14 protein-coding genes and 1 tRNA gene are annotated in these 13,351 nt (G+C 66.0%); 5 read left to right on the forward strand and 10 right to left on the reverse strand.

Annotated elements, in window-relative coordinates; all coding sequences use genetic code 11:
• Positions 1-705: 705 nt before the first annotated feature.
• On the forward strand, positions 706-1,932 hold the full coding sequence (locus ACQP1T_RS13500; protein ID WP_433760395.1) for a hypothetical protein: 1,227 nt from the start codon (positions 706-708) through the stop codon (positions 1,930-1,932).
• Positions 1,916-2,296: a hypothetical protein gene (locus ACQP1T_RS13505; protein WP_433760396.1), complete on the forward strand. Its 381-nt coding sequence runs from the start codon at positions 1,916-1,918 to the stop codon at positions 2,294-2,296. The genes ACQP1T_RS13500 and ACQP1T_RS13505 overlap by 17 nt, the downstream gene beginning before the upstream one ends.
• On the opposite strand, the gene ACQP1T_RS13510 is transcribed toward ACQP1T_RS13505, so the two are convergent.
• From ACQP1T_RS13510 to ACQP1T_RS13525, 4 genes are all read right to left on the reverse strand, one after another.
• Complete coding sequence (locus tag ACQP1T_RS13510) at positions 2,246-2,527, reverse strand: GNAT family N-acetyltransferase (RefSeq protein WP_433762190.1); 282 nt, start codon at positions 2,525-2,527, stop codon at positions 2,246-2,248. The two genes, ACQP1T_RS13505 and ACQP1T_RS13510, sit on opposite strands and share 51 nt — an antisense overlap.
• A gap of 71 nt (positions 2,528-2,598) precedes the next feature.
• A complete protein-coding gene (locus ACQP1T_RS13515; protein WP_433760398.1) occupies positions 2,599-3,159 on the reverse strand; it encodes a histidine kinase dimerization/phosphoacceptor domain-containing protein in 561 nt (186 codons plus the stop codon).
• A gap of 105 nt (positions 3,160-3,264) precedes the next feature.
• Positions 3,265-4,623 carry a DEAD/DEAH box helicase gene (locus ACQP1T_RS13520; protein ID WP_433760399.1) on the reverse strand — a complete coding sequence of 453 codons (1,359 nt, stop codon included), beginning with the start codon at positions 4,621-4,623 and terminating at the stop codon, positions 3,265-3,267.
• 526 nt (positions 4,624-5,149) lie between these two features.
• A complete protein-coding gene (locus ACQP1T_RS13525; RefSeq protein WP_433760401.1) occupies positions 5,150-5,755 on the reverse strand; it encodes a TetR/AcrR family transcriptional regulator in 606 nt (201 codons plus the stop codon).
• Between the two features lie 60 nt (positions 5,756-5,815).
• Between ACQP1T_RS13525 and ACQP1T_RS13530 the strand changes: the two genes are divergently transcribed.
• Positions 5,816-6,241 (forward strand): tautomerase family protein, encoded by a 426-nt coding sequence (locus ACQP1T_RS13530; RefSeq protein WP_433760402.1) that lies wholly within the window; start codon positions 5,816-5,818, stop codon positions 6,239-6,241.
• A 524-nt stretch (positions 6,242-6,765) separates the two neighbouring features.
• On the opposite strand, the gene ACQP1T_RS13535 is transcribed toward ACQP1T_RS13530, so the two are convergent.
• The 3 genes from ACQP1T_RS13535 to ACQP1T_RS13545 form a co-directional block, all read right to left on the reverse strand.
• Positions 6,766-7,164: a DUF4870 domain-containing protein gene (locus ACQP1T_RS13535; RefSeq protein ID WP_433760404.1), complete on the reverse strand. Its 399-nt coding sequence runs from the start codon at positions 7,162-7,164 to the stop codon at positions 6,766-6,768.
• Between the two features lie 152 nt (positions 7,165-7,316).
• Positions 7,317-7,769 (reverse strand): hypothetical protein, encoded by a 453-nt coding sequence (locus ACQP1T_RS13540; protein WP_433760406.1) that lies wholly within the window; start codon positions 7,767-7,769, stop codon positions 7,317-7,319.
• A 179-nt stretch (positions 7,770-7,948) separates the two neighbouring features.
• Positions 7,949-9,472 (reverse strand): carboxylesterase/lipase family protein, encoded by a 1,524-nt coding sequence (locus ACQP1T_RS13545; protein WP_433760407.1) that lies wholly within the window; start codon positions 9,470-9,472, stop codon positions 7,949-7,951.
• 789 nt (positions 9,473-10,261) lie between these two features.
• Between ACQP1T_RS13545 and ACQP1T_RS13550 the strand changes: the two genes are divergently transcribed.
• On the forward strand, positions 10,262-10,636 hold the full coding sequence (locus tag ACQP1T_RS13550) for a DUF6301 family protein (protein ID WP_433760408.1): 375 nt from the start codon (positions 10,262-10,264) through the stop codon (positions 10,634-10,636).
• 115 nt (positions 10,637-10,751) lie between these two features.
• On the opposite strand, the gene ACQP1T_RS13555 is transcribed toward ACQP1T_RS13550, so the two are convergent.
• The 3 genes from ACQP1T_RS13555 to ACQP1T_RS13565 form a co-directional block, all read right to left on the reverse strand.
• Positions 10,752-11,189 (reverse strand): MlaD family protein, encoded by a 438-nt coding sequence (locus ACQP1T_RS13555; protein ID WP_433760410.1) that lies wholly within the window; start codon positions 11,187-11,189, stop codon positions 10,752-10,754.
• 69 nt (positions 11,190-11,258) lie between these two features.
• Positions 11,259-11,384, reverse strand: coding sequence for a hypothetical protein (locus tag ACQP1T_RS13560; protein WP_433760411.1), 126 nt, complete (start codon positions 11,382-11,384; stop codon positions 11,259-11,261).
• Positions 11,385-11,803: 419 nt separating this feature from the next.
• Positions 11,804-11,888: transfer RNA gene (locus ACQP1T_RS13565), tRNA-Leu, on the reverse strand.
• Between the two features lie 228 nt (positions 11,889-12,116).
• On the opposite strand from ACQP1T_RS13565, the gene ACQP1T_RS13570 reads away from it, so the two are divergent.
• Positions 12,117-13,277, forward strand: coding sequence for a glycosyltransferase (locus tag ACQP1T_RS13570; RefSeq protein ID WP_433760412.1), 1,161 nt, complete (start codon positions 12,117-12,119; stop codon positions 13,275-13,277).
• Positions 13,278-13,351 lie beyond the last annotated feature (74 nt).

Here is a 13,351-nt window from a genome sequence, read left to right on the forward strand (position 1 = left end):
CTGTGGCGGTGCTCGCGTTCGCCGCGCCCCCCGCCGCCGACGCGGGTGCCGACGAGTCATGGGGCGTGTCACGCGCCCGCGTCGGATTTCCCCGGTCTGCGGGGACAAACAATTTCATGCGCGGTTGTGGGTCGGCGCCTACGAGCCGCGCCTCGATGACCTCTCGCTCAGATTCCAGGTCGACGATCGACCATGAATCCAGGTAGCCGTCGGCGATCGCCGCCTTGATGCACGGCATGTACTTGTTGCGGACGATCTCGTCGAAGCCGATCACGACCAGTTGATGGATGCTCACCGGTACCTCCGTTACGGGGCGGCGAAACGGTCGGGTCGCCGCCGGTGCCGCATCACCTAGCACGCGCATCACCCAGCGATCAGCCTGAGATGAATGCGCGAAAACCGCTGCGGTGCTAGGCATTCCAGCGACCGAGTGAGTGATGCGGTGTTTCCACGGTCGCAGTTTTACGATGATGCGGGAAGCAACGTCAGGGGCACTGCGGTGGCACTTAGGGGGTACGCTTCTCACACGAACTGGTACGGGGGTGAGTGCAGATGCCTGTGCAACTCTTATGGACCGGCTTGGAGGTGCGCGCTCTGCGCGACGCACTGCGAGAAACCCGCACCGGCTTCTGTGAGCTCACCGGTGTGCGCTTCGATGCCCTTCGAAAGTGGGAGCGTCGGGGCCCGACGCTGACGCTGCGCGCAGTGAACGCCGCGATCATGGACACTACCCTCGCGCGGACGACCACCGACCAACGCACGCATTTCGAACTGCGCTGCGCTGAGCTGCGCCGGGAGCACAACCTGTCCGAGCCGTCGAATCCGACGCCTAAGCTCAGCGGTGATGGTCCCAAGCGGTCACCCGCCCCGCACAAATCGCAGTACCTCATGGAGATCAACGACATGAACCGCCGTTCGCTTCTCAGCGTGCTGGGTGTCGGCAGCGCTGTGCTGGCGGCACCGGTTGACTGGGATCGGATCGTGGCGGCGACGAGGACGGGTTCGGTCGACGCAGCCGCCGTCGAGCAGTACGCAGTCATCAACCAAGGGCTATGGCAGGACTACTCCGAGGCAGAAACGAAAGCTGAGATCTTCGCGGCGGTCCGCAGTCATCTCGACAAGCTGATCGACGATGTGCGACATGCGCGCAACAGCGAGGTCCGCACACACCTGTACGAACTGAGCAGCGAGGCGCTGCAACTGCTAGGCGAGATCCTGTTCGACAGCGACGATTACCACGCTGCAGCGTCCTGCTACACCCTCGCCGCATCGTTCGGAAAAGAAGCCGCCGCGCACGACTTGTGGGCATGCGCGTTGACCAGACACGCCTATTTGGGCATCTACAACCACCAATACGCCGCCGCGATCCCGCTCCTGGGATCCGCCAATCACCTTGCGCAGCGGGGCGATTCCCAACTGACCACTCGCTACTGGGTCGACGCCGTACACGCGCAAGCCCTCGCAGGCCTTGGCGACGCCACCGGATGGGCACGCGCCGCCGAGTCCGCGCAAGGTGTGCAAGATCTGGGCCTCGAAACGCTGACCGGCTGGCTACGCTTCGACGGCACACGTCTGGATGAGGAACGCGGCCACTGCCTGGTCCAACTCGGACAGCATGAGCGCGCCGAAGCCACGCTGGCGACCCTGCTGGATCGGCCCCTGTCTACGCGGCGACGGGCAGGGGTTCTCATCGACCTGGCTGCGAGCTCCGCGCTGCGGCGAGACCCGATCCAATTGGTCGCCTTCGGCAACGCCGCTCTCGACACGGCGCACCGAACCCATTCCGGATACCTAGGTCGCCGACTGGATGACTTACGTGAGCACCTCCACCCCTTGCTCGTCGACGTCCACGTCCGCAACCTCGACGAGCAGATTGCATACTTACCGTCGTCAACGACCACCCCGAGGAGAGACGTTGCTCAACGACACTGACCGCGGCCGGATCTTCCGCAACGCCTGGATCGAAGGCGTCCGCACCTACTACCCAGGTGAGCCCAAACCTGGATACGTCGCCGGGTGGGACGACATGCCGGGCTGGGAGCAAGCCGCCGCGATCGCGGTCTACGACCAGGTGGCCCAGTTCTTGACCACCACCGATAGCGCCGCAACCAAACTCACGCCTGAGCAGAAGGGGCGATGGGTGGCCCTGTGCTGGATCGGGCAGATCCACAAGCACTTTCCCTCCCCGAAGCCGTCCTACATCGCCGATTGGAACGATATGCCGGAGTGGCAGCGGCAGACCGATTCACACATCTTCGAAGTCATCGAGGCGTCGATCGCCGCACTCACCCAGTAGGTCCTTAGGTAGGCCCGGTTCCGGGTCGATCCTTGTAAATCGAAAACCGGCTGTTCTGTTGTAATCGCACTTTTCATAAAGCGCATGTGCTGCAGCCTGTTTGCTGCCCGTATCGAGAATGGCGGCTCGAGACCCCGGCGTTTCGGGCATTGTTTCCAAGCGGGCCAGCAGTTGTCGAGTGATGCCGTGTCGGCGTAGGTGAGGATCGACATACATGCGTTTGATCTCGATAGTTTTACCTGGGCAACCTCACCATGAGCACTCGCGTCATCAGACTCGCTGCCTTCGATCACATCGAGGTGTCACCCCGGCCCAACTGTGACCCGTCGCGCCGGGATATCGGTGAGGGCAGGCAGTGGCGCTCGGCTGTCGTCCGGGGCGTCGCGCAGGACACGGATGGCGGTGCGCAGCTCCTCGAGGCCCTCGTGCACGGTCTCGCGGATCAGCCGGGCCGCGCCGGCGATCTGGTCGGGCGGCGCGTCGGGACGAAATTCCAGGGCGCCGGCGTGCACGCCCAGCACCGAGAGCCGGTGTGCGAGAACGTCGTGCAGTTCCCGCGCGATGGCCCGGCGCTCGGCGGCGCGGGCATGTTCGATGGCGGCGCCGCGGTCGGCGCGGGCGTGGTCGATCTGGGTCAGCAGCGCCGCGACCAACTGTCTGCGGGCGCGCACGAACATCCCCCACCCGGTGAACGCGAAGATCACGACAACCGCGGCCACGGAGCCTTCGCTCAGCCACGGCCCGTGATCGTTGTACAGCATCAGTTCCGGGCCGGGCGAGGTGACGAACAACGCCGCGAAGGCCATCAGAACCGTTTGGACGAACCGATACCAGCTGGGTTCGCCCGCCAGTACCGGTGTCATCGGCCACGTTCAACAGCATTCGCTGCCCGGCAGCTCGCCGGCGATGCTCAGCTCCTCGGCGATCTCGGCATAGGCTGGTCTGGGGGAGCGACCGAAAAACGGGCCCTATGCAGCCGTTCGGCGCGCGGAGTGAGCGCGCGGCTTGGCGCGCGCCCGCCCTTGCGCCGCACTGCTGTTGCGACGGCCACTGCCCCTGCGCGGTCCGCCACTGCTACGGTAGGGGCCGCCGCTGCTGCGGCGGTCGTCTTCACGTGCCGCCCGCTCGCTGTAGGAGGGCGCGACGAATGGGGCGATCGTGCCGACGAGCTCGGCCACTACGGGCGAATCGGCGGTGACCCGTTGCGGGGTCACAGTGATCTTGGCCTTGCGCATGAGGTCGGCCAGGTCGCGTCGTTCGCCGGGCAGCACCAGGGTGATCACTTCACCGGAGTTGCCAGCCCGCGCGGTACGGCCCGAACGGTGCAGGTACGCCTTGTGTTCGGCGGGCGGATCCACGTGCACGACCAGCTCGACACCGTCGACGTGCACACCGCGCGCGGCCACATCGGTCGCCACCAGCACCAGGGCATCACCGGCGGCGAAGACCGCGAGGTTGCGGTCGCGGGCGCCCTGCGAGAGGTTGCCGTGCAGATCGACGGCCGGAATTCCGGCGAGGGTCAGCTGCTTGGCCAGTTTGCGAGCCTGATGTTTGGTGCGCATGAACAGGATTCGCCGACCCGAGCCCGAGGCGAGCCGGTGTACGACCTCGCGCTTGGCTTCGACGGTCGCGGTTTCGAAAACGTGATGGGTCATGGCGGCGACCGGGGAGTTCGCCTCATCGACGGAATGCAGCTTGGCATCCGGCAGGAAGCGGCTGACCAGCTTGTTGACGCCGTTATCCAGGGTGGCCGAGAACAGCAGGCGCTGACCGTGGTTCGGGGTGGCCGCGAGAATGCGGGTCACGCCCGGCAGGAACCCGAGGTCGGCCATGTGGTCGGCCTCGTCGATCACGGTGACCGCGACGGCATCCAGGGAGATCAGCCGTTGGTTCATCAGATCCTCGAGCCGGCCGGGGCATGCGACGACAATGTCGACACCGGCGCGCAGCGCCCGGACCTGCCGGTTCTGTGCGACCCCACCGAAAATCGTGGTGACGGTCATGCGATAGGCCGCGGCGAGGGGTTCCAGCGCGGCCGCGATCTGGGTGGCCAATTCCCGAGTCGGCGCCAGCACCAGGCCGGTCGGGCGGCTCGGTGCGCGCCTACCGGCGAGACCGCCGCCGAGACGGTTGACCATCGGAATGGCGAAGGCGAGCGTCTTGCCGCTGCCGGTCCGGCCACGGCCAAGCACGTCGCGTCCGGCCAGCGAATCGGGCAGGGTGTCGGTCTGGATCGGAAAAGGTTCGGTGATCTTGGCGCGAGTCAACGCCTTCACCAGCGGTGCGCTCACGCCGAGCGCGGCAAAAGAGATGTCAGCAGAACTCATAGGTGTTGCGGTGCCTTTCGGGCATCGGTGGTGCCCGAACCGTCTGCGGACCTTCCGGGTCCGCGCCTGGGGGCACGAAATGGCGAGATTGCCGATGGGCAAAATCGATCGCCGTAAGAAGAGCGGATGCGGCAAACGCTGGTTGGGAAGCGAATGCGATCTACGACGCTTGGCGTGACATGTCACGCACTTGACCAACAATAGCCTGTGATGGGCGGTTCGTACTCATCGGGTGATATTTCTCGCCCTCTGACCGGGGCTGGGCCGCCAGGCTCTGTGTTGCTGGCGCGGGAGAAGAGGGCGCTGTTGCTCGGCGGTGGAGGCATGCGGGAGCGGCGTGTTCTAGGAGGTAATCGGTGCCGGTCGGCGAATCGGTGGATATCTTCGGTGTTGGTCAGCAGCGTTGCTGCGGAAGAAGGTCCAATGCCAGGCAGGCATGAGTGTGGAATCGCGGTCATGGACCGGTTCCGGGTTTCAGCGACTCGTGGCGTGATGGTCGCGGGGCGGTGGTGCACTGCTTGGGTGTTCACCGATCGCTGGGGTAGCGGTGTCGGATCAGATCTATTGCGGTGCGGGTTATCCGGTCGAACGGCTCGAGGCCGCCATTGGCGCGGCAGAGCACGTGCGCCCCCTGTAGCAGTGTGATCAAGGTCGTCGCCAGGTCGGTGGCGGCATCGTGGTCCACACCTGCCGCGGTCAATCGTTGTGTGAGAGTCGTTGTCCACGAGTCGAAGACGCCGGATGCCAGATCGCGCAGTGTTCCGTTGTCCGGGTCGATGGTGATAGCGGCAACCGCGCAGCCGCCGCCCTCGGCCGAAGCGCCGACCACCGGTCGCACGGAGGCGAGGAAGACCTCGACCGCGGTCAGCGGATCCTCGGCAGGCAATTGCGCGAGATGTCCGCACACGTCGTGGCCGTTGCGTGTCGCGGCCTCGGCGACGAGTTCGGCCTTACCGCCTGGGAAATGGTGGTAGATCGCGCCACGCGCCGCGCCGCTGGCGGCGAGAACCTCGGTGAACGACATTCCCGCGACACCCTTCGTGCGCAGCACATCGATTGCGGCGCCGATCATCCGGTCTCGCGTATCTGCCGCCATGAGTTCCTCCGAAGGCACGTTGACTAGTACGTCCATCCTACTGCACACTATCTTCGCTAGTACGTACGTACTAGCAGTCGATTCGAGGAGGCCGCTATGCCCATCACCGTTACCGCACCGACCGGAACTTTCACCGAGGCCGGTGAGCACGAAATTCTGCCCCGGCTCACCGCGGCCCTGCTCGACATCAGCGGCGGCACGGGAAATGAGTTCTTCACCGGAATCATTGGTGGGACAGTGCATTTGCTGCCACCCGGCGCCATCTACGCGGGTGCGGTGAACCGGCAGATCGTCATGGTCGAGCTGAAGCTGCCCAATATCGGTCTCCCCGATCCGCAGAGCCGGGCCGCGTTCATCACGGCTGCCACCGACATCGTCGACGCACTCACGACTCCCTCGCACAACCGTGCCGACACCTGGGTGAACATTCTCAATGCCCCCGACGGAGGCTGGGGAATCGGTGGTCGCGCATACACCGGCGACGCCCTGATCGCAGCGGTCACCGCGGCCGGGTCCGCATAGGGCTTGCCGACGGGATCGCAGTACCGCGGGTGGGGTCAAATGCCCCATGAGGACTGCACCGAGCAACTCGAGAACAGGAGGCGCGCAGTTGTCGAAGATTCGGACGGGTGCGCGTCCCTGGAGATACGCATGCTCATGCCGCGACCCGCGCGTTCGACCGGGCGATCATGGGCACACACAGCTGTTACGGCTGCGCCTCTGACCGCTTGCCGGGAGGACTTCCTGCGACTTGGCAATGAGCGGTAGCCGATGAGCGGGCGTTCTGCACATACATGACGGCTGGACCGCCTGGTTGCGGGAAAGTTGGGGCCCAGTCTGCCCCTTTATTTGCTTCAGTGAAACAAATGACAAGTTGGACGCTGGATACCCGGTGCACGGACCAGAATTGTCGGACGTCCGCGCGGACGCCAACGGCCCGAGATGACCTCGGGCCGTTGATCTTCGGACTGTCGCATCTGGCCGCCGGCAGGGCCGCCGACAGCATCCTCGATGACGAAATCCCGCTGGGGACTTCGAATATGCCGTTACTTGACCGAGTTGGCCAACTGATCGGCATAGGGGGCAACGAATCTTCCGACAAGGGGAAGCTCCGCCCGGACACCGCCGGTGTTGTTCGCCTGGACCATGGCCATGATCCAGACGACGACCGCGAAGACCGCGACTGCGAGTCCGGCGAGGCTGAAGATGATCCCCAGGACCCCGAGGAGCGAGCCGAGGATGCTCAGAACAATATTGACCACCGAGACCGCACCGAAGAAGACGATCGATTGCGAGGCATGGAATTTCACATCGGGATCGTTCTTTCCCACGAATAGGAAGATGATTCCGGTGAGCCAGCCCAGCGCGTAGGACAGGATCGCGCTGGTCTTTTTGTCCAAGCCAGCGGGCTTCGGTTGGTTCGCGGGAGATTGAGAAGATGTCATGGAGTAAGTAGACGCCGCGCGCGCCTCCTACCGATCCCAACTTTCAGCACGAACCCACAGGTCGCGGGCCAGCCGGCGACCGGGATCCCGGACCTGGTTCTCGCGACGAGACGACTGCCAGCGACCTCGAATCACCGCTGACCGCAGTCGAATCAGAGCTGCCTGCTGATCAGCCTACGGCCATCGTTGCGAAAGCCGCGCGCGAGATAGTAGGGGAACAGGTGCCCGACATCACGGCCATTCGGTGCGATGCCCAGCTCCAGGCACCGGCAACCTCGTTCACCCGCCCACTCGACACTGTCCTCGATGAGCAGGCGGGCCAGCCCCGACGCCGCGCGGTCGGCACCACGAACAGATCCTCCAGTTCGGCGACCGATCCGTTCTCCAGACCGAAACTGGTTGTGGTGACAGCGAAGCCGAGCAACCGATCCGCCGAATGCACCACGGCGACCTGCGCCGCGGGCGAGCAACGTCGCGAGGTTGTCACGCAACTCGGGTTCGGCGGTAGCGAAACCGTCCTCGGAATAGAACGCGACAGCCATCGCCAACACATCCGACAGATCGACGCGACCGGCAGCACGCACCGCGGCACGTGTGATCGTCATATCGTCAGTAGACCCGAGCACGCCCGGATCAGGAAACCGATTTCCACGCGCCGCACGCGCCGATCCCCGCGGGTTCGGTGAAACGTGGGCTCAGGACCGGCTATCAAAGCTCGAGCAGCCAATCTGGGCGCGAGCCGCGACTTCACACCAACGTCGATCTCGGCCGAGCGCGGCTATTTTCACCGCGCGAGCAGCGGCAGCGCCGGGAAGGTGAAATCTTGCCACAGCAGCCGCGAGGTCTCCTCCGGGTAGGCGGTGACCCTCGACGGTGTGTCGAAGATCTGGGCAAGGCGATTATCGGTGTCGTACGGGGGCCAGCCCGGGTCGCCGTGCGCGGCGAATGACATCCATGACCCGCGGATTTGCGCCGACAGCTCCGCCGCCTCCGGTGCGGGCGGGTCGCCGATCAGCATGGCGGTCCGCCCACTGGCCAGGTTGCCGAAGACGAGCGGCACGTCCAGCCCGTGGCAGGCGCCGAGAGCACCACCCATGCCCGGGGCAGTCCAGGTCAGCTCGTAGAGGTGAGCCCGGCCGCCACCGGCGATCTGAGCGTCGGCGAGCTGGACGCTCGGCATGCGGAACAACCAGTCGGCGTTGACCAGCTCGTACAGCTCCTCGTCGTCAGCGGCCGGGTACGCCTCCCGATACCGGCGCGCACGGCCCGGCCCGGCCGCGAGAACGTGCAGCGCGGTCTCGGTCTGCTCGCGCGTGACCTGGCCGAGCACACCGTCGATCAGGCTGAACAACCGGTGCTCGTCGCGCGTGTGCCCGACGAGAAGCTCGACGTCCCGGGCGGTGCCCTCGGCCAGCGCCCGCCAAGGAGTCGTGGGCAGCACGTCACCGTCGACAACCGGCGCGTACGGAATCGGCCGGTGGGTGATCTGTCCCCAGCGCTCCCGCCATTGGTCCATCTTGGCGAAAACCGCGTCACCAGCGGCGGGGAGTAGTTCCGGGGCCACCGTCGACAGCCCGGACACCGTTGGCGCCACCCCGAGCTCGGCGGCGAAGGCCGCGGTGAGGTCGGCGGCCAGCTCGGGAGAGAAGAACGTCCCCGGCACACTCTGTGCGATCGCCCGGCGGAGGAGCCCGGCGGCGCGCGGCATCGCGAGCAGCGCGGCGACCGATCCGGCACCCGCCGACTGTCCGAAGACCGTCACGCGGTCAGGGTCGCCGCCGAACACCCGGATGTTGTCTCGCACCCACTCCAGGGCCGCGACCTGGTCGAGCAGTCCGCGGTTGGCCGGGGCGCCCTCGATCTGGGCGAACCCCTCGATGCCGAGGCGGTAGTTCAGGGTCACGACCACGGTGCCGATCATGGCCAGGTGCCCGGCATCGTATTCCGGCAGGCCGGAGTTGCCCATGGCATAACCACCGCCGGGAATCCACACCATCACCGGGAGCTCGGAGGCCGGATCCGGTTCTGGCGTCCAGACATTGACCGACAGCCAGTCGCCTCCGGCGGTGTCCTGAGGCACCGCGAGTACGGCGGACTGTGGCGGCGGCGGGCCGTAGGCGACGGCGGGTCGCACCCCGTCCCAGCCGCGCACCGGCCGCGGCGCGGCGAAACGCAGGTCGCCGACCGGCGGCGCGGCGAACGGGATACCACGGAAGACCGCCAGCCCCGCCTCTCGGGCACCGCGCAGCACACCGGCTGCCGTGCGGACCTCCGGCGCGGACTCGGACGGCTTGCCGGATGCGGCCATTTCGCTTTCCTCTCTTTAACTGTGTGGCCGAGCATCCCCGCACGCACGATCCGGCGCAAACCATTTAGGGCCATTCACATCTCACGCACCGAACAGCCTTCTTGCGTTATGGCTCCGTGCCTCAACGGCGCCTGGCCCTTACGGGCCACGGCGACGACGTCGCGGCGGAACTCCTCGGGTTGGGTTTTTCATGCCCAGGCATCGATGATGCGACCACTACTGGGATCGCGTGGCGACTGGAATCGGCTCCGATTCGGTTCGCACCAGTATCTTTGGCTCTGAAGCCGGTTTGACCCGTGCAGATACCGTCTGCTGGTGGCAAAGCAGGTGAAAGGTCTGTGACCGGCCGATAGTGCGCGGTTGCGGTCGTGATCGGCGCAGCCGATGACCTGGCCGCCGGTCGTTGCTACGTCCGACGCTGGTGTGCGCGAACGTATTTCACGTGTGTCGCGCTCAGTCCTCTTGCGAATCGTCCCGATAGCTGACGGTCGCCCACACAGGCACGTCTGCGGTGTGGCGCCTGTCTCGGGACCAATCCGTGCCGTACTCGATTCACACCGAATCTGGTACGGCACTTGCTATTTCCGCCCCCACGGTCACTCCCCAGCGCGGAGCGGCTTTTCGTGAAATACCGAGGTACACAACTGTGGCACCACAAGAACCCGTCTATCCCGTCCAGGGCCCCACCCTCGCCGAGAGCCGGGGCAAGCCCCGGGTGCCCCAGCCGCAACGGCTGCGCCGAGCCCCACGACGCCGCCGGCCAACACGCTCACCGATCAGCAGCAGAAGATGCTGCGGTTCCAGGTCGTTGACGGTCCAGGACCAGTCGAACTTCATGTCAGTCCGTCGAAGGCGAACATGTACGGGCGTAAACGCTTGATGGACTACTTCTCAACCTTCATCACAGACTTGGGCGACACGAACACCCCCATGACGGAGGTGCGGCCGCGACTCGTCGACGGCTTCGCAGACCTCAATGCGGCCCTCACCGCTGTCCTTGGAAAGCCCACACGTTCCGAATCTGGTCATGCGCCGAAAATCGGATGGGATCTGCCGACAGTAGTCATCGTCCTAAGTTTGGTTGGACGCGCGATCTACCTAGATCTGGTCAGTCCGCGGTATCAGGCTTGGAAAGACGAGCCTGAGCCGGAGGACGAAGGCTAGCGCCGGGGAGCCAGTGCATGCATGTCGACATCGAGGGCGCCACCCGGATCGCCCGTCTCGCAGACCTGGACCGTCGACGACCTGGAACCATTCTGCACACAAGCGGGATGGGAACTCACCGAACTGAGGCAATCCGGCGCCTCGATACGGACCGACCTTCCGATCGGTTTGCCGAAGACGAACATGTACGGGGGGAAGCGCTCGATGGACTACATCGCGTGCGACGGTTCGAATCCACGTAGGGTTCGCCGAGCGCGGACAGGTTCTCGATGCGGACCGCGCTGTCAGCGGGAATCCGGTAGGTGTCGTCTACCCGCAGGGTGGTCTCGACTCCGGAGGCGGCGGTGTGCACGCCGGTGACCTTGCCGACCTCGACGCCCTGCAGCAGGACCGGGGAACCGGTGTTGAGGCCCCTGGAGTTCTGCAGCAGCATCCGGACGGTGGTGTAGTCCGCGAACGGCCGAATCCGCAACGCGCCCAGCACCATATAACCGACGCCCAGCGCCGGCACCACCACGATGGCGGTGCCCGAGACCAGTAAGCGCATCTTCATCGCGCGGCTCCGATCATGCGCGGACCCGGACGATCTGATCGGCCTGATCGGTGGGCGAGGAATCGACGGTCATCCGCGATAGTTCGACCTTCGGCCTTGGGCCACGAACGGGATGAGCTCGTTCTGCCGGAAATCGGTCAGCTTGCGCAGGTTCGACGGGGCGGTGGTGTCCCACGGGTTGCCCGAGAACAGCACGGGTCCACCGCTTTGGCGGCATCGTCGAGCCCGGCCATCGGGGCGCGAGCCACACCACCCGGTGCGCGAGTGGCCCGAGGTCGGTGAGTGCGAACAGCACCTTGCGGCACTCGACCGAGGAGTCGACCGGGCGAACATGCCGCATTGGGTCCTCTACTGATCGGCATGGCGAGCGGGGCCGCATCCCAGATTGGTGTGCAGGACCTCGACCGATATCCGCAGAGCTGGAAAGACTTCCGTGATGTGACTGTCCATGATTCACCGGGCCGACGCGCCGGTTTCTCAGGATTTTCTCAGCTGAACCCGAATTGAACCCCCACAGGGCTCCCACCTGCGATTCTGCACTGATTCGGCTCGCCGCCGTCGCCCGCCCTTCCTGCATAACCGCAGGTAGAGCGGGTGACGTGTCACATTGGTTGTGTCCGGAGGGGGACTTGAACCCCCACGCCCGATAAAGGGCACTAGCACCTCAAGCTAGCGCGTCTGCCATTCCGCCACCCGGACCGGTGTTGCTGGGCAAGGGTAACGGATGGGTGGGGGAGTGTTGAAATCGGTTGGGTTCAGCGGGTGCCGGTGATTCGTTCGGTCACTGGACGTCAGGTTTGGACGGAGGCGACTCGTCGGCCGATCCCAGATGTCGGCGCATCCGGTCAGCGGATTCAGCATCGGGTGCTCGGTCGAGCTCGATCCGCGGCGCACCGCGTTCGGAGATCGATGTGGCAGGCTGGCCGCATGCGTGTTGCCGTTGTTGCCGGGCCGGATCCCGGCCATGCGTTTCCGGCGCTGGCGCTGTGCGAACGGTTCCTGGCCGCCGGTGACGATCCGGTGCTGTTCACCGGACCGCGTTGGTTCGACGCCGCCAAGCGGGCGGGCATCGCGGTGCGCAGACTCAAGGGGCTCGCGCCGCGCACGGTCGACGACGACAGCGATGCCGGTCAGCGCATTCATGAGCGTGCGGCGCATATTTCGACCGAAATCCTGCCCGATCTGAGCGCGATGCTCCCCGAACTCGTGGTGTCGGATGTGCTGACCGCTGGTGGCGGGATGGCTGCCGAGCGACTCGGGGTGCCGTGGGTCGAGCTGTCACCGCATCCGCTGTATCTGCCGTCGAAAGCGTTGCCGCCCATCGGAAGCGGCCTCGCAGCTGGGGAGGGGGTGCGCGGCCGCCTGCGTGACGGCATGTTGCGCACCATGACCGCCCGCGCCATCCGCCATGGTGTGCGTCAGCGCGAGCAGGCCCGCGAAAGCGTCGGACTGCCCGCCGCCGATCCGGGCCCCGCGGCGCGCCTGATCGCCACCCTGCCCGCCCTCGAGGTGCCGCGGCCCGATTGGCCCGAGCACACCCACGTCGTCGGCCCGCTGCTGTGGGAGCCCACCCCGAAAGTCCTCGAACCACCACCTGGCGACGAGCCGCTGGTCATGGTGGCACCGTCCACCGCCCACACCGGGGTGGCGGGCATGGTCGAAACCGTGCTGGCCGCACTGGACGGAGCGGGTGTTCGGGTGGCCATATCCATGCTCGACGCCCCGCCCGCCGATCTGCCGCCGTGGGCGACCGCCGGACTCGGCCGCCAAGACGAACTGCTCAGCCACGCTTCGGTTGTGGTCGGTGGGGGTGGCCACGGTCTGCTCGCTAAGTCCCTGCTCGGGGGTGTGCCGATCGTGACGGTCCCCGGCGGTGGCGACCAGTGGGAACTGGCCAATCGCGCTGCCCGCCAAGGCAGTTCGATTTTGGTCCGCCCGCTGACCGCCGATGCGGTGCGTTCCGCGGTCCTGGACGTGCTGGACACGCCCGAGTACCGGGCCGCGGCGCGGCGAGCGGCCGCGGGTATCGCGGAAGTCGCCGACCCGATCCGCATCTGCCGGGACGTGCTCAGCGTGCGGGCCCACTAGTCGCCTGCCGTTCCTCGGGATGATGGGCGCTGACGGCGATCGAACGGCCCGAGTGAACCGCCGCATCGGCGCGA

The organism is Nocardia sp. CA-135398 (assembly GCF_050955845.1).
Classification (GTDB): Bacteria; Actinomycetota; Actinomycetes; order Mycobacteriales; family Mycobacteriaceae; genus Nocardia.

What these genes read in the sequence shown, in the direction of transcription:
- ACQP1T_RS13515 (WP_433760398.1), bottom strand. Translation starts at nt 3,159, where the DNA reads ATGACACCGGTACTGGCGGGCGAACCCAGCTGGTATCGGTTCGTCCAA.
- ACQP1T_RS13520 (WP_433760399.1), bottom strand. Translation starts at nt 4,623, where the DNA reads ATGAGTTCTGCTGACATCTCTTTTGCCGCGCTCGGCGTGAGCGCACCG.
- ACQP1T_RS13525 (WP_433760401.1), bottom strand. Translation starts at nt 5,755, where the DNA reads ATGGACGTACTAGTCAACGTGCCTTCGGAGGAACTCATGGCGGCAGAT.
- ACQP1T_RS13530 (WP_433760402.1), top strand. Translation starts at nt 5,816, where the DNA reads ATGCCCATCACCGTTACCGCACCGACCGGAACTTTCACCGAGGCCGGT.
- ACQP1T_RS13535 (WP_433760404.1), bottom strand. Translation starts at nt 7,164, where the DNA reads ATGACATCTTCTCAATCTCCCGCGAACCAACCGAAGCCCGCTGGCTTG.
- ACQP1T_RS13540 (WP_433760406.1), bottom strand. Translation starts at nt 7,769, where the DNA reads ATGACGATCACACGTGCCGCGGTGCGTGCTGCCGGTCGCGTCGATCTG.
- ACQP1T_RS13545 (WP_433760407.1), bottom strand. Translation starts at nt 9,472, where the DNA reads ATGGCCGCATCCGGCAAGCCGTCCGAGTCCGCGCCGGAGGTCCGCACG.
- ACQP1T_RS13550 (WP_433760408.1), top strand. Translation starts at nt 10,262, where the DNA reads ATGCTGCGGTTCCAGGTCGTTGACGGTCCAGGACCAGTCGAACTTCAT.
- ACQP1T_RS13555 (WP_433760410.1), bottom strand. Translation starts at nt 11,189, where the DNA reads ATGAAGATGCGCTTACTGGTCTCGGGCACCGCCATCGTGGTGGTGCCG.
- ACQP1T_RS13570 (WP_433760412.1), top strand. Translation starts at nt 12,117, where the DNA reads ATGCGTGTTGCCGTTGTTGCCGGGCCGGATCCCGGCCATGCGTTTCCG.